Raw genomic sequence first — 17,964 nt, forward strand, 5'->3', positions numbered from 1 at the left:
GTGTGCGTGCTGGTCGACCCGGCCGGCGGCGGGCTGCGCTGGGCGCGGGCCGGCCACCTGCCGCCGATCCTGGTCGGACCGCGCGGCGCCGAGGTGCTGCCGCTGCCGCACGGCGTGCTGCTCGGCGCCCTGGACGACGCCCGCTACGAGGAGTACACCGCCCACATGTCCGCCGGCGACGTCCTGCTGCTCTACACCGACGGCCTGGTCGAGCGGCGGGACCGCCCGGTGGAGGAGTCCGTCGACCAGCTGATCCGGACCGCCGGGGCACCCGGCCCGGATCTGGAGCGCTACCTCGACCGGCTGCTGGAGCTCAGCCCCGCCGACACCGACGACGACACCTGTCTGATCGCCGTTCGGGCCGAGTAGCCCGGCCGGGTGCGCTCCCGGAGGAGGTGGACGGCCCGCCGATCCGGTGATCGCCGCCCTGGGCCACCACGGTGCCGCCGCTGGGCCCGCTGACCGCCCGTGCCGCGCTCACGCGCCGCTCCGGACCCTCCGACCGCTCGGCCGGTGAGCGGTTGGCGACGGCGGGCGGGCGATCGGGCCTGGGCAGCCGTAGCGTCGTCGGTATGACGAGTGACGACATGACAGCGGTGGGGGTGCGTTCGGCGGAGGAGGTGTTCGCCGCGTTGGAGGAGGTGGGTGGGCGGCGCGAGCCGTGGACCGGATACGAGCACGGTTTGCTGGAGGCGTTCCGGTGGGCGGTGGGGGCCCAGGTCGGGGCTCCCGTGACCGGCGCCGCGGCGGTGGATGCGGTCGGGCCGTGTCGGGCCGAGCTGCTGGCGGAGTGTCAGGCTGCGGCCTCCGGCATCCGTGCCTGGACCGAGCAGGGCCGAGACGGCGGGCGCTTTCTGGGTGCCTACTCGGCGCTGGCCTGGTTGTGCGGTCACCACGACGACCGGCCTTGAGGCCGGGCCGAGAGTGGCGGCACCTCCGGGGCGGACCAGCTGCCTTCGCCACCAGAACGTGGGCATGAACCACGCACTTGGGGGCACCCGAAGCCACAGACCGGTCCGTACGGGCCGGTCCCGAGCGAAAGGGCAGCGCATGAGCGACAACGTCGACATCTGGCAGTTCCGCACCGCGTCCGGCCACACCGCCGGCACCGACCTCATCGGGTTCCATGTCGAGGCCACCGACGGACCCATCGGCAAGGTCCACAAGTTGTCCGAGGAGGTCGGCTCCCAGTACCTGGTCGTCGACACGGGCCCGTGGATCTTCGGCAAGCACGTGCTGTTGCCCGCCGTAACGGTCACCCGCATCGAGCTCGGTGAACGCAAGCTCTACCTCGACCGGACGAAGGACGAGATCAAGAACAGTCCGGACTACGACGAGCGCACGCACGAGGCGGACACGGACTATCGCGACCGTTACGCGTTCTACTACGACCCCTACTACGGCGGCCACATCATCTGAACCGTCGGCTGGTGTGCGCGTACCCCCCAGTGCACTGGGGGGTACGCGCGCGCTGGTCATAAAACCGGGCCATGGTCGGCCTACCACCCGACAACCGCCGCGTCCGGCCCACCGGCCGCATGGCCCTCCACCACCTCGGCGAACTCACCCTGCGCGTCGGCAGCCGCGCCGAGCGGCCGACAGTGCGGATCACCCGCGGCGTCCGACTTCACCTCCTCGAACTCCTCGGCGTCGCAGCCACCCGAACCCGCTGGCCACAGACCTGAAACAGTGACCCGTACAGTTCCGCTCGGTTCCGGGCCCGGCTGCTCGACCGAGAACCGAGTGCTGGTTCCGCCGTGCCCCGTTCCGCCGTCCGGGGGCCGTGAGCAAGAATCAGGGGCCACGAACCACAGGGGGAACGCATGAGGCGACGGTGGGCCGCTGCCATGGTTGCCACGCTGCTGCTCGTCGGCGGCGCCGCCGCCTCGGGGCCCGCTTCCGAGCCCGAGGGCGCCCGCCTCTCGCCGCAGGCGCGCGCCTATCTCTCGGACGCCCTGGACCTCCTCCGGCGTGACTCCCTCAACACCGCGAGGGTGGACTGGAAGGACGTCCGCGCCAAGGCCTTCTCCCGTGCCGACGGCGCCCGCACCCCGCAGGACACGTACCCCGCGATCAACGGCGCCGTGGGTGCGCTCGACGACCGCCACAGCCGCTTCGTTCCCCCGGACCAGGTCGACCGGGTTCTCGGCGACCCCGAGGTCGTCGACTCCCCGACCTCGCGCCAACTCCCCGGCCGTATCGGCTATCTCACCCTGCGCGGGGTGAACGGCTCGGACCGTACCTACGCCGAGTACGTCGCCCGGGGCCGCGCCGCCGTCGCCGGAACGGACCGGGCGGGCGCCTGCGGCTGGGTGGTGGACCTGCGCGGCGAGACCGGCGGCGGAATGTGGGCGCCGCTCGCAGTAGCGGCGCCGATCCTCGGTGACGGCCCGCTCGGCGGCTTCGTCTCCGCAGACGGCAAACGGTCCGCTTGGTCGATCCGCGGCGGCGTGCCGTACCTGGACGACACCCCGCTGGCCGACGCCGACGGCGCCCACCCACTCGCCGCCGCCACCCCGCCGGTCGCGGTGCTCACCGGCCGCTGGACGGCCAGCGCGGGCGAGGCCGTCGCCATCGCCTTCATCGGTCGGCCGGCCACCCGCAGTTTCGGCGACCGAACCTACGGGGTGCCCACCGGCAACGAGCCGCACCGCCTTTCCGACGGTGCCGTCATCGTCCTCACCGGCGCTGCCGAGGCGGACCGTACCGGCCGGATCCTTCAGGGCCCGCTCGTACCGGACGAGACCGTCGATGCCCCCACCACCAAGAACGCCGACCCGGCCCTTGACGCCGCCGTCAACTGGCTTGCCGGCCAAGGTCCCTGCAAGGGCTATTGAACCGACATGGCAGGGGTCCAAGCCCGGTCCAAGCAGGTGTAGGTCCCGGCGGGCACGGTGCGGCCCTTGCCGGTCAGGGAGGCGTTGACGGTGCCGGCCGCGTGCGCCGGGGCGGCTGAAGGGGGGCCGCCGCCCGGACGGGCGCGGGCCGGTCCGCCGACGGTGGCCGCCGGCAGGGGTGGCGTCCTACCCGGCGGTGAGCCTGCGGTGGGTGCTCCGGACGATCTCGTGCCAGAACGGCGCGGCCGACAGGTAGCCGCCGAGCGCGGCGAGCACGCCGAACGAGACGTCGACGCTCACCCGGCCCTGCTTGGTCCAGTAGACGTCCTGCAGGTCCAGCAGCAGCGCGAACTCGTCGGTGATCAGGGCCGCGCCCGCGCCGTACACGGCGGCCACCGCCGGGTGGCCGACCGCAGGCTCGTCGCCGCGGACGGCCACCAGGCCGACCCCGGCCAGCGCCGCGATGCCGAGGTTGTAGTGGTGCAGGTGCTTCCCGCCGGCCGAGACGTTGCCCCAGGGCAGCCAGCCGCCCTTGATCCCGTGCGTGATGAGGCGCACCGCGCCGAAGGTGGTGCCGAACGCCGCCCACATCACCACGAGTGACCGCTTGGTCGGCGTCAGGTGCCGATCCGCCGCCCGCCGCCACTCCTCCGCCAGCCGCGCGAGTGCTGTTGTTGCCATGCCGTCGACCTCCGACCACTGTCCGGCCCCCACGCCCGACGCTAACCGGAGAGTCGCCCGTCCACCCGGCGGACTGCGGCGGCCGGGCCGTCCGGAGCCCGGCGGTCGGCCTCCGGCGGACTGCGGCGGCCGGCCGGTCGGGAGCGTCGATCCGGCGCGGCCGCCACCGCAGGGTGAGCGCGGCCACCCCTGCCCCCGGGACCGCTTCCGTCGTCACGCGCCCGTGGCGTCCCCGCCAACCGCCCGCCGGCGCCGGTGGGCGGGAACTCCTCGGGTTCCCGCCGTCACCCGAGGCAGGATCCGCTCGCGGTAGAAGTCGAAGAAGCCCTCCTGCTCCTGGCCGATCTGGCCGACGTACACCTCGTCGAAGCCGGCCTCGACGTAACCGCGGAGGCGGTCGACGTGCTGCCGGGGGTCGTCGCCGCAGGTCACCGACCGGGCCACCATCTGCTCCGTCACCAGCTCGGTGGCCTGCTCGAAGTGCTGTGGCGTGGGCAGGATCTGGGCGAGTTCGCCGGGCAGCAGCTCGCTGGGCCAGAGCCGGTGAACGGTCTTGACCGCCCGCTCATGGTTCTCCGACCAGCACACCTTCACCCCGCCGACCACAGGCCCGGTGCCGCCCGCCGCGCGATAGCGCCCGACCAACTCGGCGTCGGGGGTCATGGTGACCAGCCCGTCCGCGTACTCCGCCGCGGATTCGGCGGCTTTGGGGCCGAACGCCGAGACGTACACGGGCAGCCGACCGCCTTCCGGCGGGGTGTAGAGCCGGGCGTTCTCCACGGTGTAGTGGGGGCCGTAGTGCGACACCACGCCGCCGGTGAACAGCTCGCGCATCACCGCCACGGCCTCCTCCAGCATCTCGGCCCGTACGTCGAACGGTGGCCAGCGGTCGCCCAGGACGTGTTCGTTGAGCGCTTCGCCGGTGCCCACGCCCAGCCGCAGCCCGCCGGGCAGCTGCACGTCCGCGGTGGCCGCCGCCTGGGCGGTGACCGCGGGGTGGAGCCGGACGGTCGGGCAGGTGACCAGGGTGGTCACCGGCAGCCGGGTGGCCTGCGAGAGCGCGCCGATCACGCCCCAGACGAACGGGCCGCTGCCCTGGGCGTCGTTCCAGGGGTGGAAGTGGTCGGAGATCGCCAGCCGGGTGAAGCCGGCCCGCTCGGCCAGCCGGGCCTGCTCGACAAGCTGGGCGGGGGTGAACTCCTCGCTGGACAGGAAGTAGCCGAACTCGGTCATGGCAGCCTCGCTTGGTCGGTGGGCTCGTCGGACGTCGTTCGCCGAGGCGGCTAACCGGACCGGCCGCGCCGAAACCTCGGCCCGGTTTGCCCGGTCCGGCATCGGGTAGCCGGTTGGCTCGGAGGCGCTCCGTCGGAGCACCCCTGTCGTACGGAGGCGGCCACCATGGACGCGCGCGAGGCGATGAGTCCCGTCCCGGGTCCGCGCGGACCCCTGTCGGAGGCCGTGCTCGGCCTGGTGACGGCCGGCCCGCCGGGCGAAGGGCGGCTGTCGGCCCCGCCCGGCCCGTTCTCCGATCCCTGGGGCGAGGACCACCAGCTCGCGCTCCACCTCTGCTACGAACTCCACGACCGGGGCCTGCCGGGTGTCCACCCCGACTGGGAGTGGGATCCTGAACTCATCCTCCTGCGAACGGAGTTGGAGCGGCCCTTCCTCGACGCGGTACGGGCGGAGGCGGAGCCGGTCCGGCCGCTGTCCGAGGCGTTGGAACACCTGCTCGTGGAGCCGGCCGAGGGCCGTGGGCCCTCGTACTTCCTCCAGGCGGAGGGGGAGCGCCGCCATGTGCGGGAGTACCTGGTGCACCGCTCGGTCTACCACCTCAAGGAAGCGGACCCGCAGCTGTGGATGCTGCCGAGGATCCACGGCCCCGCGCAGGCCGTGCTGATGGCGATCGCCTACGACGAGTACGGCTCGGGGCGGCCGGAACGGGCGCACGCGCTGCTGTTCGCCCGGATGATGGCCGCGTTCGGGCTCGACCCGCGCTACGGCCACTACCTGGACCTGGTGCCCGCGCCCTCGCTGGCGGTGGTCAACCTGATGACCCTCTTCGGCCTGCGTCGGGCACTGCGCGGCGCGGCGGTCGGGCACTTCGCGAGCATCGAGATCACCTCCTCGCCCGGCGCGGCCCGGCTGGCGGCGGCGCTGGAACGTCTGGGCGGCGGGCCGGACGGGACGCTCTTCTACCGTGAGCACATCGAGGCCGACGCCGTACACGAACAGCTGGTGCGCCGCGGAGTGATCGAGGAACTCGTCTCCGGCGAGCGGGAGTCGGCGCAGGACATCGCCTTCGGCATCGCCGCTGCGGAGGTGCTGGACAACCGCTTCGCCGACCACCTGCTGGACTGCTGGCGGGACGGCCGCAGCTCCCTGCGCTCAGCTCTCCCCGACGGCCCGGCCTGAGGCCTCGCCCGGGCGGGTGTGCCGCCGGTGACTGGTGTCGCAGAACGGCTGGATCCGGCTTCGCCGACAGGCGCACAACGCCACCACGGGGCGCTCGCAGATCCGCACCGTGCCGTCCGGCAGGACCACCTCGACGGGCCCCTCGACCAGCAGCGGACCACCCGGCACCACGACCACCCGAGGGAGAGGCCGCTCGGCGTACCCGGACGACCGGTCAGCGTTCCCGGACACCGCGCACCACCACCAGTTCCTCCGCACGCTCACCGGGCCCGATGAGCCCCCGCTGCTCGAACAGCTCCGCCCGGGCCGACATCACCGGACCGAAGGGCTGGTGCCGCCTGGCCGCCACCCGCACGCGCAGCCCGGCGGCGCGCAGCAGCGACACGGTGGCCGGGACGTTCGCCAGGGCGGACTGCACCACCAGCAGCACACCGCCGCCTGCCAGCACTCCGGGGGCCGCCCGGCAGATCCGGTCCAGCACCAGCCGTCCGTCCCGCCCGGCGTCCCAGGCCAGCGCCGCGCCGCGACCGGGGTGCGACCGGCCGGGGTCGGCGGGGAGGTAGGGCGGATTGGCGGTGACCAGGTCGAAACGTCGGCCGACCACCGGCGACAGCAGATCGCCGTGGTGCAGCCGGACCCGGCGATGGTGCAGCCGGGTGTTGCACCAGGCGGTGGCCACGGCACGGACGGAGAGGTCGACCGCCGTGACCCGCGCCCCGCTGTGCGCGGCCGCGAGCGCGACGGCTCCCGTGCCGGTGCACAGGTCGAGCACCCGGCTGGAGCCGTCCAGCGGCTCCAGCCGGACGCACTCGGCCAGCAGTTCGGTGTCGCCCTGAGGCGGATAGACGCCGGGTGGTCTGAGCATCAGCATGCCGGGCGGCTGCCCAGGAGGGTGCGGCCCACACCTTCCGGAGGGCTCCACCGGGTACGACTTCCGGGCACGACAGGGCCGTAACGGCCCGTGTACACGGGAGTCGCGGGGGGAGGACAATCGGGCGCACCGGGGTGGGAAGAAGGAGAGCCCCGCCATGACACGCCTCAACCGCCGTTATGCGGTGACCCTGCCCGGTGCGATCAGCGGGCACGGGCCGGCGACCGTCGTCGTCGTCCACGCGACCGACACTGTCGGTCCCGGGGGAGGGCTCGTCTGGGAGAACGAGGCCGGAGACCTGCGGGTGGAGATCACGGGCGAGACCGCAACGGTGCTCGCGGCTCCCGCCGAGGGCGGCCGCCACCCCTGTCTGCACGCGGTGCCGCTACCGTGACGGACTGCCACCGGTGGCAGTCGGAGCCTCCCGGACGGTGATCAGGCGGGCGTCGGCCCCCTCCCCGTACCCGGCGTACCTCCGGAACCTCGGCCCGGACCCGGACGGACGCCCGGAAGCAGCGGCGGCAGTCCTGCCCGGCGGCCCCGCGTTTGCCTCCCGGCCACCCGGGGACACGCCCGGTCGGGAACGTGTCGAGAAGGAGACGAACGATGTCGAACGATGCGATCGTCCTGCTGCGGGAGGACCACAAGGAGGTCCGCCACCTGTTCCGCGAGTACCGCGGACTCGCCGAGGACGGCGACGACCCGGCCCGGGCCGAGACGGTCCGACAGATCATCCAGTCGCTGACCGTCCACACCTACCTGGAGGACGAACTGGTCTACCCCAGGATCCGTCAGGAGGTGCCCGGGCTCGCCGAGGAGATGGACCGGGCCAAGGAGGAGCACCACGTGGCCGACCTGCTCTGTGAGGAACTGAGCCGGATGTCCCCAGGGGACGAGGGGTTCGACGCCAAGACCGCCGTCCTGATCGATGCCGTGGAGCGGCACATGGAGCAGGAGGAGGATGCGTGGTTCCCCACGGTCCGGGCCGCGCTCGGCCGCAAGGAACTGCAGGAGCTGGGTGTGCGGATGCAGGCCGTGCGCGAGTCGGCGCCCCGGCGCCCGAGCGGCGGCGGCGTGCTGCACCGCATCGCCGACGCCCTGGAGGGCTGACCGGGCCCGTTCACCGGGAGCGACACCCGGGAAGCGACACCCGCCGGAAGGGGCAGCCGCGCACCACGACGAAGACCCGGCCGGGTGCGCCCAGCACATGCGGGTAACCGTCGGCGGCCGGTCGAAACCGCCGACCCGCGGCTGCCCGAGCGGACGGGGGTCAACCGACCGGGCGACAGGGGAAGCCGGAAACAGGCTTGCGGAAACCGGTATTGGAGTTCGTATGATGGGCATATGGCCGAGGTCCAGGAGCCGCGCACCAAGTGGACGTTCCTGACGCAGCATGCCCGCATCCTGCTGATGATCGCCCGCGAACCGGATGTGCGCCTGCGGGACATGGCCGCCGCGTGCGGGGTCACCGAGCGGGCCGTGCGGGCGATCGTGACCGACCTGGAGCGCGCCGGCTACGTCATCCGTACGCGGCACGGCCGCCGTAACCACTACCGCGTCGTGCGCGGTACGCACTTCCGCCACCCGGCCGAGGAAGGCTACGAGGTCGCCGGACTGCTCGCCGTGTTCGCCGACCTCGCCCGGCTCCCGGTCCGCTCCGAGCGGCCCGACCCCGCCGCAGGGCTCCCGGTGTGCGACGGCGAGCGCGGCCGGACGCGCCGGCTCAGCGAGACCACGGCCGGTCGCCGTACCGGCCGGTGGCTTCCGGGCCCGCCCGCCGCCGACCCGGACCCGCGGAGGGAGCCGACGGCGGAGCTGCCTCCACCCCGGCATCCGGCCGGTGTGTCGGTACCGTTCGGCGAGGTCGCCGCGCCGCACCTGGCGATCCGGCTCACCCGGCACGGTACCGGCCGCTGCCGCGCGGTGGTCCGCGGCGAGATCGACGCGGACGTCGCGCCCGCGCTCGCCCGGGCGCTCGCCATGGCCCTGCGGGCCAGCACCACCGGCGTGGACGTGGTGATGACACAGGTGTCCTTCTGTGACTGCCGTGGCCTGAACGCCCTCCTCACGGCGCGGTCGGCGGCCGGGACCACTGGCAAGGACGTGGTCCTGGCGAGCGCTTCACCCCAGGTCCGGCGGCTGCTCGACCTGACCGACACCACGGACCTGTTGGCGACGCCCGGGCGTGCCCACCACTGAGCGAACCCGGCCGCGGGTGGGGGCGGCCTACGCCGGCTCCTGGTCCTGGTCCCGGGCGGGGTGGACCATAACGCGGCCGAACAGCGCGCCGCCGTAGATGGTGTAACCGACGCCCACGAGCCAGGACACGACGACCAGGACGGTGCCGATGGTGCCGTAGGAGACGGCGTTGGCGACCAGCAGTGGCGCCAGGACCAGGGTGGAGAAGAACCACAGGCCCACCAGGGCGACCACCACGGACACCGCTCCCGGCAGCAGCAGTCTCCAGTCCACCCGCGATGCGAGGAGCAGCCGCTGCAGCCACCAGAACACCAGGACCCCGCCCAGCAGCGTCACCGCGATCCGCAGACCCGGCTGCCAGACGCTGTGACGGCCGGGCTGGCCGCTCCACGCCGCCGCGAGGATGTAGCCGAGGAGGCCCGCCAGGCCCACGGCCTGGCGGGCCGCGCTGTGCCACGGGCCCCTGGGGAGGTCCCAGATCCGCTCGAACGCGCCTTGCACCGAGGCCATGAGCGAGACCCCGAACACCGCGACGGCCGCCACGCTGCCCGCCGTCGTCGTGCTCAAGGTGCGGCCCCGGGCGGCGAACAGCTCCCGGACCGCCGCGGCGCCCTTGCCCGACAGTCCCATCGCGTCCGTGATCCACTGGGCCAGCCCGTCGCCCCGGGTCACCGAAGCCGCCGCGATCACCACCAGCAACGGCATCAACGTGACCAGGAACAACGCCGCGAAGGCCATCGAGCGCTCCAGCAACTGGACCTCGCGCCCACGCCGCCACAGCTCCCGCGCCCGGTCCGCCAGTACTCGCATGCCACTCCCGTCCACATCGAAGCCCACACCGCCCCGGGACACGGCGGCCGGTGCCCCCGTGGTTCAGGGGGCGGAGGGGGCGAGCGGAGCCGTGACGGCGTCGGGGGCGGGTGGGGTGTGGGTGGTGGCGATCCGGCAGGTGCTGCAGGTGTGCCAGCGGGGTGGGTGGTCGTGGGTGGTCGGCTGTGGGGCGATGATCATGTCGGAGGTGTCCAGGCCGCAGAAGGTGAGGGGTCCGCAGGTGCCGGACGGTTCCGTGGGGGCGTGGTGCGCGCTGCGCACGGGGTTCTCGGGGATTGCCGGTGCGTGGTCGGGGTGAAGGCCCCGAACGTTGGTCGGCGCATCCAGTTCCAGCACGACGACGATGTCCATCTCCCCACGGTGGCCTCGGACGCGGCGTGCCGCACTCGTGCGGCGGCATCCGGACCAGTCGGCCGTGTGGCGTGACCCGGGTGGATCCGTCCGCGGCCGCCGCGCGTCGGTCCATCCGGTGCCGTTCGGGCCGGCGCCTGCCGCCCTGACGTCGGCCGGCCTTCGTCCGGTTCCTCGCTGATCGGCTCGGCCGGTTCAGTCACGCGGTTCGGGTTCCTGGGCCTGCACCGGCTCCGTGCCCGCCTGCGGCCGCCGTGCGGGGGCCGGACCCGTCGGCTCCTGCGGTTCCAGTCGGTGGGCCATCTCCGTCGCGTCGTAGTCGGGCCCGTCCTGCGGGCCTTCGTCCTCCTCGGGCTCGGGTGGCGGTCCGCCCGCACCGGTCATCCGGGACTCCGGAGTCTCGATCGGCACGGTCGGGTCCTTCGGGCCGGGCTCTCCCGGGGCGCTCATCGCGTTCACCTCCCGCAAGCGTCTTGCCCCGCGTGCGGGGCCGAAACGTCACGGGCCGTCGTCGTCGCCGCGGTCGCTGCCGTCGTCGTCGCTGCTGTCCTCGCCGGCGGCGTGGTCGCCCGGCGGCGGGGTGTCGTGGCCGTTGCGGCGGTAGAGGTGTCCGACCGGCAGCAGGAGCCAGCAGAAGGCGAACCACAGCATGACGGCTGCGGTGATCCAGCCCGAAACGGCCGAGCCGGTCGCGACCCGCAGCAGGAGCAGCAGCGCCGAGCCGATGGTGAGGGCCAGGAGTATCAGGCCGGTGGTCACCAGTCGGGCTGCGGCATCGACGAGTTGGGGCTTCAGGCGGTGTCCGGCGAAGATCCGGTGGTAGGCGACGGGGGAGGTGAGCGCGCCGGTGGCGAGTGCCCCGAGCACGACGGTGGCCACGTAGAGTCCCCGGTCGAAGGCGCCGAGTTGGGCGAAGCGCGGCATGAAGGCCACGCTCAGCAGGAACCCGAAGAGGACCTGCGAGCCGGTCTGGGCGACCCGGACCTCCTGGAGGAGGTCGCGCCAGCGCCGGTCCGCGCGCTCCTCGGCCGACTCCCGGCGCCCCGTCCGGGGCCGGGAGCCGAGGCCGTCGCGGCCGGTGCCCGGCGTCGTCATGGTGATCACCTCCGCCTCCTGTGCGTCGGCGCGGGTGGCGCGGGTGGCCACGAGGGGGTCGTCCCGTCCGGCGGAGTCGACGGTTTCCGGTGGGTGCCCGGCCTGTCACCGCTGCCCGTGGTGCGGCGTCGGCGGTGGTGCCGGGTCGGGGGCCGGGTAGGGACCGGGGTCCGGGAGCGGCGGGATGGGCGGAGGCACCGGATCGGGGCCCTCGCCCGGCCGGGGCGCGGGGTTGGGGTGGGGGATCGGCTGGGTGTCCGGATCGGGGGGCGACGGAACGGTCATGGCGCACCTGCCTCGGCAGTCGGGTCGACGGGTGGGTTCAGCGGCCGAGCGCGTGGGCCAGTTCGCGTTTGTTCATCTTCGAACGGCCCTTGATGTTGCGGTGCTTGGCCTCGTTGTACAGCTGGTCGTAGGTCGGGCCCTGAGCGCCGCTGTGCGAGCGCAGCCCGCCGCGCCGGCTCGAGGACATGTCGTGGGTGGAGCTGCGGCTCGCGGTCTTGGACTCGCCGTGCCGGGCGCGTTCCTTGTTGACCGTCCGGGCGGCGATCTCCTCGGCCCGCTTCTCGCTCTCGCCCCGGTCGAGCGCGCTCTCCTTGATGTGCTCGTACTGGCGCTCCCGCTTGGGGCTGGATCCTCGGGGCATGGTTGCCCCTCCTCTCGTGGTCCGGGGCCTTGCGTGTCTGCGTGTACCCGGACGAATCGCAAGAAACCGGCCGAAACATGAATTCAATGTCGTATGTCGGGTAGACCATTCGTGCGACAGGTTCGCCGGACGAACGGTCGCCGGCACCCGACCGGGTGCCACCGGGACCTCCACCGTCGAATCCGGGCCGGGTCCCGGGGAAGAGCCCCCGACGCCACGGACGCGAGCCCGCAGGCGTCGCCGGGCGTCCGCCCGATGCCGAGGAGGACACGTGTCCACCCCTCCGGAAACAGTTCCCCGTGGTGGGTCCGAGACCATCACCCGCTCCGACCTGCCGACCAGACCCAGCAGGACCGAACTGCGCGCGATGGGCAAGACGGAGGCGCGCGAACTCAGCGACGCGCTGTTCGAGCGACTGTCCGCCCTCGAGCGCGAGAGCAGCGCCTACAGCTACGTCCGGGGCACGATCATCGAGCTGAACATGCCGCTGGTGCGATTCATCGCGGCCCGGTTCCGGCACCGTGCCGAGGACATGGACGACATCCTCCAGGTCGGCACGATCGGCCTGATCAAGGCCGTCGACGGCTATGACCGCAGTCGCGGGGTCGAGTTCGTCACCTACGCCATCCCCACCATCGCCGGCGAGATGAAGCGGTTCTTCCGGGACACGTCCTGGCCCGTGCGCGTCCCGCGCAGCATGCAGGAGCTGTACCTGACGGTGGCCCGCGGCTCGGACCGCCTGGAGCAGGAACTCGGCCGCCTCCCGCAGCCGGCCGAGATCGCCGAGGACCTCCATCTGAGCGTCGAGGAGGCCACCGAGGGCCTGGTCGCGGGCCGGGTCTACCGCCCCAGCTCGCTGGACGCCCTGCGCGACCAGGACACCGACGAGAGCGGCAGCGCCATGCTGGACCGCCTCGGCGGCTGCGACCCCGGCATCGAACTCGCCGACTTCCGCACCGCCGTACGCCCCCTGCTCGCCCACCTCCCCGAACGCGATCAGATCGTGATCAAGCTCCGCTTCTGGGACGGCTGCACCCAGTCCGAGATCGCCGCCCGGATCGGCGTCTCCCAGATGCACGTCTCCCGGCTGCTCACCGCCACCCTCGCCCGGCTGCGGGAACAGCTGGACGACCGCGACGCCCCCGGCTGGGCCGGGGAACCGGCCGAGGCCGACTGACCTGCTCCTCCTGGCCCCCGCAGCGGATAGCCCGCGTCGCGGGGGCCGTCGCGTGAACGCGAAGGGCCCCTCGGCTGCGCGCCCGTCCCGACCCGGCCCGTCTCAGCGCGCGGGCGCGAACTCCGGCAGCCGGGCCAGGCTGTCGGCGACCGCGGCGAAACCGCGGTCGAGCATCTGCAGTTCGTACTCCTCGACGGCGGCGGTCAGTTCGGCCTCGCCGCGGTGGACGGCGGTGAGCGAGCGGCAGAGCAGCTCGGCGTCGCGGAAGGCCGTGTTCGCGCCCTGGCCGGCGCTCGGCGGCATCGGGTGGATCGCGTCGCCGAGCAGGGTGACCGGCCCGGTGCCCCAGTGGGGTACGGGCTCGGCGTAGCGGATCGTCAGCGGGGAGCTGTTGCCCACGTCGGACTGCCGGACCAGCTCGACCAAGTCGGGGTGCCAGCCGTCGATCAGCGTGAGCAGCCGGTCCCGGACCCCCGTCCAGTCCGTCGGCTCGGGCGAGCCGGGCTCCCCGGTGAGCGGCGCTGGCAGCATCACCACCCAGCGCAGATAGCTTCCGGTGTCCGGCAGCCGGACCTCCGGTGCCAGCTCGGCCGCCGCCAGCCGCGGTGACCGGCGGAACTCCATCCGGCCGATCAGCAGGCTCACCCCGGCGCCCCGCACCAGCGTGCCGGCGCCCGGCACCAGGGCGGCGAGGCGCTCGGTCATCGGGGTGCGCCCGAGCAGCGAGTCGCCGGGCAGGGCGACGACCCCGGCCCCGGGCAGCAGCTGCCGGCGTACCGCCGAGCCCACGCCGTCCGCGCCCACCAGGAGGTCGCCCAGCACCGTGCCGCCGTCCGAGAGCCGTGCCGCCACCCGGCCGTCCGCCCGCTCCTTGTACCCGACCACGGCGCGGCCGAACTCCACCCGGTCCTCCAGCCCGGCGAGCAGCAGCTGCCGCAGCACATGGCGGTCGGCGGCGGTGCCGCCGTCGGTCGGGCCGAGTCGGCGGAGTTCGTTCAACTGCTCGTCCACCACCCGCCGTTCACCCGCGAGCGGGCCGGTCACGGCCTCCAGCAGCCCGTGCAGCCGGGGCGGCAGACAGTGGCGCAGCGCGTCCAGCCCGGGCGCGTCCAGCCCGATCCGGAAGCCCTGGTAGCGGCTGTCCGCAGCGTCCTCCCGCTCGAAGACCCGGACATCGACCCCGGCCCGCACCAGCCCCTGCGCCAGGCACAGCCCGCCGATCCCGGCGCCGGCCACCAACACCTTCATGCTGACGTTCCCCGTCTCTCGTCGTTCCCGTCGAACGCCCGCCGCGCGCGGGGCGCGAACTCCTGCCGACGGGCGTCCGGTTGATGCGTGATCAGTTTCACCGAGCGCGGCGCCCGAGGGACAGGCCACTCCGTCACCGATCGGACCTGACAGCTGTCACACGCGGGCGCCCTGGCAGGGGCACGGCGGCGACCGCTGGTCGGCGGGGAGGTCCCGAAGTGGTCACGGACTCGCCACACCGCCCACACCGCCCACACCGAACCACCCGCGCCGATACGTTGCCCGCACTGCCCGCACTGCCCGCACTGCCCGCACTGCCCGCACCACGTCCCAGGGGGACCATGCGGGTCACCGGCGTCACCCGCTTCCCGGCGCCCTGACCCCGACGGCCGGAACGCCCCCGCCCGGCGCGCGAGTGTTCCGGCCGGTGCCGCTCAGCCGGCCCGAAGCCGCGCCGACGCCCCCTTCGACAGGCTGACCCGGACGAGCGCGGTGGCCAGCCGGGCGTACTCCTCCGGCGGGACCAGCCCGGCGAGGCCGTGGGCCGTGTGCGGCAGCCCGAGTTCCGCCGCCGCCCGGCACGCCCGCTCGTCGAAGGACGGGCGCAGCCACGGCCACACCGCCTGGACCTCCCGGCAGAAGATGCCCGCGCCGACCGGGCCGATCCGTGGGACCTCCCGCAGCAGCCCGCGCAGGGCGGCGGGGTCGCGGCCGGCCTCGTCCGGCAGTCGGCGCAGGTCGCCGTGCCAGCGGTCGAGCACCAGCCGGGCGCCCTCGCCGAGCACGGTCGCGGTGCTCTCGTCGTACCGGACGTAGTGGGCCCGCCCCAGCGCGTCCACCCGGTCCTGCCACCCGGAGCCGGCCATCGCGCGCGGCGTGCGCCACCCGGCGGCGGACAGCTCCCGGGCGGCCCGGACGGCCGTCCCGGCGTTGATCCGGATCGAGCAGAGGACGGTCAGGACCAGCAGCCGGTACAGCGGCGAGGGCTTGTCCCGCAGCGTGATGCCCGCTTCCTCTGCGTACGTCCGGCCGTACTCGGCGAGCAGCCGGGCCGTGATCGTGTCGACCGTCATCGCAGCGTCACCTCCGTCCTCGTTCCACTCTGCCGGGACCGTCGGGCTCGGGCTCGCCGGGCCAGGTCGGCTCGACGGACGGCGCGGGCAGCGCTCCGCCGGGGCGCCGCGCCGCCCGAGGTGCCGGCGTGCAGGTCGATCCGCAGCCGGGTGCCGGGTGGGCCCCGCTGGTGCACCGCGCCCGCCGGAGCAGGATCGGCAGGTGCGGCTCCACCGCGTGCGGGTGGGGCAGGCACCGGGCGCCACCGGCCCTGCCCCGGCCCGGCCCGGTGAAACACCGCAGGTGACGGCCGGTCAGCCGGCTCCCGGCAGCCGGACCTCCAGGTGCCCGGAGAGTATCCGGGTTTCCAGGACGGGCTGGGGCGCGGTGGCGGGGCCGGCGGCCACCTCGCCGTCGCGCAGCCGGAACTCGCTGCCGTGCCACGGGCAGCGCAGGCAGCCGTCGACGACGGTGCCCTCCGAGAGCGGGCCGGAGAGGTGGGCGCAGCGCTCCGCGAGCACGTGGCAGCGCTCGCCGTCGCGGACCACGACGACGGCGAGCTCTCCCGCCGTGCGGCGGACCGGCTGGCCGACGGGGAAGTCCTCGACCCGGCCGAGCGTGGTCCATTCCGGGGGCGCCAGCCGGGGTACCGCGGCGGCCCGGTCGGGCCCGGCCGCCTGCCGGTAGGACAGGTGCCCGCCGAGCGCCGCGCCGCCCGGCACGGCGACCAGCCCGGCGAGGCCGAGCAGCCGGCCGCGCGCGCGGCGCCCGCGGCAACGGGCCAGCAGCGAGGCGCTGTACAGCAGCACGCCGCCGGTGTTGGTGACCGCGTGCACCAGTCCGGTGCGGCGCCGCGGCGGGTCGAGCCGGGCCCAGTCCACCCAACCCGCGAGCGCGGCCGGGCCGGCCGCCAGCAGGCCCGCCGTCACCAGGACGTCGGCTGAGCGGTGCCGGCCGGGTGGGAGGTCGAGCAGAGCGGCCGACATCCAGCAGCCCATGGGCAGCTGGACCAGCGCCGGGTGGAGCGGGTGGCCCAACCACACCCCGTGCAGGGCGTCCCGGTACCGGCCCAGCGGCAGGGCCTCGACCGCGTCGGCGAGCGGCCGGGCCGGGGTGTCCAGGACGTTCCAGTGCGCCGGTGCCTCCAGGGCGCGGCGCAGCCGACGGGACCAACGGCGGGTGTGCAGAGCTGAGGTGTTCATACCGGGCGGCTAGCCGAACCCGGCCCGGTCAAACCCGCCGGCCCCGGCGGGCGCGCCCGGGCGTCCCGCCGTCGGCGGGAAACGCCGGTGGCCTCCGCCCCCGCGAGCGGGAGGGGAGGCCACCGGGCGTCTGCGTGGTCAGGCCTTCGTCCGGGCCTGCGCGACCGCGCCCTGGACGGCGGCGATCCGCAGGTCGATGAAGGCCTGGCGGGGGTCGTTGAAGTTGGTGAACGGCTGCGGGAGGAAGTGGCCGAGTGCCTGGAACTGCTCCAGCGCCTCGGTGGGGCGTCCGGCGCGGGTGAGGGCGTACGCGAGCCAGCCGCGGGCGTACCGGATCCGGGGGTGGCCGGGGTCGGCGGCGGCGAGGTCGGCGAGGGCGGTGTCCAGGGCGGCGCCGACCTCGGGCCGCTCCCAGGCGGTGAGCTTCTCGCGGTCCTGGGCGAACTGCTCCCAGTACGCCTCCAGCTTGAAAGGCGTGAGCAGGCTGCCGGCCGGGGCGGCGGCGATCGCCTCGTCGATGAAGCCGTGCATCAGCTCGTGGCTGCCGTGCCACTTGTCGCACCAGTACTGCAGGGCGCGGGCGTGCGCCGACCAGTGGTGGGGGTCGCGCTTGACCAGCTCGGCCCAGAGCCCGCGGAAGCGGTCGTTGGGCCAGTTGAGGCCCATCGCGATGGAGGTCTGGACCACCCATGGGCTGGGGTCGTCGTCAGGGGCGAGCGCGGCGGCCGCGACGGCGGCCTGCTCGGCCTCCAGCAGGACCCGGCGGAAGCTCTCGAACTGTTCGCGGGTGACCTGGTTGGCCCGGGCGCTGGTACGGATGTTCCAGGCCAGGTAGACCAGGGCGTCGGCGTGCAGCAGTGCGGCCGTCGGGTCCTGCGGGTGCTCCGCGCGCCAGTCGCGCAGCCAGCCGTCGTCCTCGGCGGCCAGCCGGGCCAGCTCGCGCTGGCGCCGCCAGCGGAGGTCGGCGGTGGCGTCCGCGCTGAGGTAGGCGGCGGCGGGGCGCCAGTCGCCGGCCTTCGCGGCGGCGAGCGCGGCCGCCTCCTCGGGGCCGGGCTCGTCGTCCGGGACGAGTTCGCTGCCGGGGACGAGTCCGTGGTCGGCCGGGACGATGGTGTTCTTCGCCCGGGCTTCCGCGGCGAGCCTGGCCTCGTGGTCGGCGATGGTGGCCTTGGCCCGCTCCAGCTGGGCCAGCTTGCGCTTGGCCAGCCTGGTCATGACGACCGGGAAGAGCAGGACCAGGCCGACGACGGCGAGCACGATGATGCCGATCAAAGGTGTTCCTTCCGTGGCGCGGCGGTCGGTCCGCCGGGCCGGTGAGCCGGCGGGGCCGGTCAGACCGCGGTGGCGGCGGGCGACGGGAG

The 17,964-nt window shown here is 74.2% G+C and carries 23 protein-coding genes; 10 read left to right on the forward strand and 13 right to left on the reverse strand.

Annotation, left to right across the window (positions count from 1 at the left end; translation table 11 throughout):
* The 5 genes from BG452_RS14030 to BG452_RS14050 form a co-directional block, all read left to right on the forward strand.
* Positions 1–369: PP2C family protein-serine/threonine phosphatase (locus tag BG452_RS14030; RefSeq protein WP_188304606.1), on the forward strand; the 369-nt coding region annotated here is incomplete at its 5' end.
* A 203-nt stretch (positions 370–572) separates the two neighbouring features.
* On the forward strand, positions 573–911 hold the full coding sequence (locus BG452_RS14035; RefSeq protein ID WP_188304607.1) for a hypothetical protein: 339 nt from the start codon (positions 573–575) through the stop codon (positions 909–911).
* A 139-nt stretch (positions 912–1,050) separates the two neighbouring features.
* Positions 1,051–1,419: a PRC-barrel domain-containing protein gene (locus BG452_RS14040; RefSeq protein WP_188304608.1), complete on the forward strand. Its 369-nt coding sequence runs from the start codon at positions 1,051–1,053 to the stop codon at positions 1,417–1,419.
* Positions 1,420–1,490: 71 nt separating this feature from the next.
* Entirely contained in the window at positions 1,491–1,685 is a 195-nt protein-coding gene (locus BG452_RS14045) for a hypothetical protein (RefSeq protein WP_188304609.1), read from the forward strand.
* 162 nt (positions 1,686–1,847) lie between these two features.
* Positions 1,848–2,837 (forward strand): S41 family peptidase, encoded by a 990-nt coding sequence (locus tag BG452_RS14050; protein WP_188304610.1) that lies wholly within the window; start codon positions 1,848–1,850, stop codon positions 2,835–2,837.
* Positions 2,838–3,023: 186 nt separating this feature from the next.
* Here BG452_RS14050 and BG452_RS14055 read toward each other — a convergent pair whose 3' ends face one another.
* A complete protein-coding gene (locus BG452_RS14055; RefSeq protein ID WP_188304611.1) occupies positions 3,024–3,518 on the reverse strand; it encodes a hypothetical protein in 495 nt (164 codons plus the stop codon).
* Between the two features lie 213 nt (positions 3,519–3,731).
* The gene (locus tag BG452_RS14060) at positions 3,732–4,751 is read right to left on the reverse strand and encodes a TIGR03557 family F420-dependent LLM class oxidoreductase (RefSeq protein WP_188304612.1); all 1,020 of its coding nucleotides are present in this window, start codon (positions 4,749–4,751) and stop codon (positions 3,732–3,734) included.
* A gap of 165 nt (positions 4,752–4,916) precedes the next feature.
* Between BG452_RS14060 and BG452_RS14065 the strand changes: the two genes are divergently transcribed.
* Positions 4,917–5,930, forward strand: a complete 1,014-nt coding sequence (locus BG452_RS14065; RefSeq protein WP_188304613.1) for an iron-containing redox enzyme family protein — start codon at positions 4,917–4,919, stop codon at positions 5,928–5,930.
* Here the strand turns inward: BG452_RS14065 and BG452_RS14070 are convergent.
* Complete coding sequence (locus BG452_RS14070) at positions 5,904–6,098, reverse strand: CDGSH iron-sulfur domain-containing protein (protein ID WP_317621033.1); 195 nt, start codon at positions 6,096–6,098, stop codon at positions 5,904–5,906. The two genes, BG452_RS14065 and BG452_RS14070, sit on opposite strands and share 27 nt — an antisense overlap.
* A 46-nt stretch (positions 6,099–6,144) precedes the next feature.
* Entirely contained in the window at positions 6,145–6,801 is a 657-nt protein-coding gene (locus tag BG452_RS14075; RefSeq protein ID WP_188304615.1) for a HemK2/MTQ2 family protein methyltransferase, read from the reverse strand.
* Between the two features lie 157 nt (positions 6,802–6,958).
* On the opposite strand from BG452_RS14075, the gene BG452_RS14080 reads away from it, so the two are divergent.
* The 3 genes from BG452_RS14080 (at position 6,959) to BG452_RS47655 (ending at position 9,000) form a co-directional block, all read left to right on the forward strand.
* Positions 6,959–7,195 carry a DUF6296 family protein gene (locus tag BG452_RS14080; RefSeq protein WP_188304616.1) on the forward strand — a complete coding sequence of 79 codons (237 nt, stop codon included), beginning with the start codon at positions 6,959–6,961 and terminating at the stop codon, positions 7,193–7,195.
* 212 nt (positions 7,196–7,407) lie between these two features.
* Positions 7,408–7,911 carry a hemerythrin domain-containing protein gene (locus BG452_RS14085; RefSeq protein WP_188304617.1) on the forward strand — a complete coding sequence of 168 codons (504 nt, stop codon included), beginning with the start codon at positions 7,408–7,410 and terminating at the stop codon, positions 7,909–7,911.
* A 234-nt stretch (positions 7,912–8,145) separates the two neighbouring features.
* Positions 8,146–9,000, forward strand: coding sequence for an STAS domain-containing protein (locus BG452_RS47655; protein ID WP_188304618.1), 855 nt, complete (start codon positions 8,146–8,148; stop codon positions 8,998–9,000).
* A 27-nt stretch (positions 9,001–9,027) separates the two neighbouring features.
* On the opposite strand, the gene BG452_RS14095 is transcribed toward BG452_RS47655, so the two are convergent.
* From BG452_RS14095 to BG452_RS14115, 5 genes are all read right to left on the reverse strand, one after another.
* Complete coding sequence (locus BG452_RS14095; RefSeq protein WP_188304619.1) at positions 9,028–9,810, reverse strand: YhjD/YihY/BrkB family envelope integrity protein; 783 nt, start codon at positions 9,808–9,810, stop codon at positions 9,028–9,030.
* 63 nt (positions 9,811–9,873) lie between these two features.
* Positions 9,874–10,182: a hypothetical protein gene (locus BG452_RS14100; protein WP_188304620.1), complete on the reverse strand. Its 309-nt coding sequence runs from the start codon at positions 10,180–10,182 to the stop codon at positions 9,874–9,876.
* A gap of 195 nt (positions 10,183–10,377) precedes the next feature.
* On the reverse strand, positions 10,378–10,632 hold the full coding sequence (locus BG452_RS14105) for a hypothetical protein (protein WP_188304621.1): 255 nt from the start codon (positions 10,630–10,632) through the stop codon (positions 10,378–10,380).
* A 48-nt stretch (positions 10,633–10,680) separates the two neighbouring features.
* Positions 10,681–11,328, reverse strand: a complete 648-nt coding sequence (locus BG452_RS14110) for a DUF6328 family protein (protein WP_317621034.1) — start codon at positions 11,326–11,328, stop codon at positions 10,681–10,683.
* Positions 11,329–11,599: 271 nt separating this feature from the next.
* Positions 11,600–11,923, reverse strand: a complete 324-nt coding sequence (locus BG452_RS14115) for a plasmid stabilization protein (RefSeq protein WP_188304622.1) — start codon at positions 11,921–11,923, stop codon at positions 11,600–11,602.
* 271 nt (positions 11,924–12,194) lie between these two features.
* On the opposite strand from BG452_RS14115, the gene BG452_RS14120 reads away from it, so the two are divergent.
* Entirely contained in the window at positions 12,195–13,100 is a 906-nt protein-coding gene (locus BG452_RS14120) for a SigB/SigF/SigG family RNA polymerase sigma factor (RefSeq protein WP_317621035.1), read from the forward strand.
* A gap of 102 nt (positions 13,101–13,202) precedes the next feature.
* On the opposite strand, the gene BG452_RS14125 is transcribed toward BG452_RS14120, so the two are convergent.
* The 4 genes from BG452_RS14125 to BG452_RS14140 form a co-directional block, all read right to left on the reverse strand.
* On the reverse strand, positions 13,203–14,348 hold the full coding sequence (locus BG452_RS14125; protein WP_188304623.1) for an FAD-dependent oxidoreductase: 1,146 nt from the start codon (positions 14,346–14,348) through the stop codon (positions 13,203–13,205).
* A 434-nt stretch (positions 14,349–14,782) separates the two neighbouring features.
* Positions 14,783–15,421, reverse strand: a complete 639-nt coding sequence (locus tag BG452_RS14130) for an endonuclease (protein ID WP_188304624.1) — start codon at positions 15,419–15,421, stop codon at positions 14,783–14,785.
* A 294-nt stretch (positions 15,422–15,715) separates the two neighbouring features.
* Positions 15,716–16,603 carry a Rieske 2Fe-2S domain-containing protein gene (locus BG452_RS14135; protein ID WP_188304625.1) on the reverse strand — a complete coding sequence of 296 codons (888 nt, stop codon included), beginning with the start codon at positions 16,601–16,603 and terminating at the stop codon, positions 15,716–15,718.
* A 138-nt stretch (positions 16,604–16,741) separates the two neighbouring features.
* Entirely contained in the window at positions 16,742–17,875 is a 1,134-nt protein-coding gene (locus BG452_RS14140) for a hypothetical protein (protein ID WP_188304626.1), read from the reverse strand.
* Between the last annotated feature and the right edge of the window lie 89 nt (positions 17,876–17,964).

It is taken from the genome of Streptomyces sp. CBMA123 (assembly GCF_014596465.1).
Classification (GTDB): domain Bacteria; phylum Actinomycetota; class Actinomycetes; order Streptomycetales; family Streptomycetaceae; genus Kitasatospora.

Coding starts and splice junctions, on each gene's coding strand:
- BG452_RS14035 (WP_188304607.1), top strand. CDS start 573: ATGACGAGTGACGACATGACAGCGGTGGGGGTGCGTTCGGCGGAGGAG.
- BG452_RS14040 (WP_188304608.1), top strand. CDS start 1,051: ATGAGCGACAACGTCGACATCTGGCAGTTCCGCACCGCGTCCGGCCAC.
- BG452_RS14045 (WP_188304609.1), top strand. CDS start 1,491: ATGGTCGGCCTACCACCCGACAACCGCCGCGTCCGGCCCACCGGCCGC.
- BG452_RS14050 (WP_188304610.1), top strand. CDS start 1,848: ATGGTTGCCACGCTGCTGCTCGTCGGCGGCGCCGCCGCCTCGGGGCCC.
- BG452_RS14055 (WP_188304611.1), bottom strand. CDS start 3,518: ATGGCAACAACAGCACTCGCGCGGCTGGCGGAGGAGTGGCGGCGGGCG.
- BG452_RS14060 (WP_188304612.1), bottom strand. CDS start 4,751: ATGACCGAGTTCGGCTACTTCCTGTCCAGCGAGGAGTTCACCCCCGCC.
- BG452_RS14065 (WP_188304613.1), top strand. CDS start 4,917: ATGGACGCGCGCGAGGCGATGAGTCCCGTCCCGGGTCCGCGCGGACCC.
- BG452_RS14075 (WP_188304615.1), bottom strand. CDS start 6,801: ATGCTGATGCTCAGACCACCCGGCGTCTATCCGCCTCAGGGCGACACC.
- BG452_RS14080 (WP_188304616.1), top strand. CDS start 6,959: ATGACACGCCTCAACCGCCGTTATGCGGTGACCCTGCCCGGTGCGATC.
- BG452_RS14085 (WP_188304617.1), top strand. CDS start 7,408: ATGTCGAACGATGCGATCGTCCTGCTGCGGGAGGACCACAAGGAGGTC.
- BG452_RS47655 (WP_188304618.1), top strand. CDS start 8,146: ATGGCCGAGGTCCAGGAGCCGCGCACCAAGTGGACGTTCCTGACGCAG.
- BG452_RS14095 (WP_188304619.1), bottom strand. CDS start 9,810: ATGCGAGTACTGGCGGACCGGGCGCGGGAGCTGTGGCGGCGTGGGCGC.
- BG452_RS14100 (WP_188304620.1), bottom strand. CDS start 10,182: ATGGACATCGTCGTCGTGCTGGAACTGGATGCGCCGACCAACGTTCGG.
- BG452_RS14105 (WP_188304621.1), bottom strand. CDS start 10,632: ATGAGCGCCCCGGGAGAGCCCGGCCCGAAGGACCCGACCGTGCCGATC.
- BG452_RS14115 (WP_188304622.1), bottom strand. CDS start 11,923: ATGCCCCGAGGATCCAGCCCCAAGCGGGAGCGCCAGTACGAGCACATC.
- BG452_RS14125 (WP_188304623.1), bottom strand. CDS start 14,348: ATGAAGGTGTTGGTGGCCGGCGCCGGGATCGGCGGGCTGTGCCTGGCG.
- BG452_RS14130 (WP_188304624.1), bottom strand. CDS start 15,421: ATGACGGTCGACACGATCACGGCCCGGCTGCTCGCCGAGTACGGCCGG.
- BG452_RS14135 (WP_188304625.1), bottom strand. CDS start 16,603: ATGAACACCTCAGCTCTGCACACCCGCCGTTGGTCCCGTCGGCTGCGC.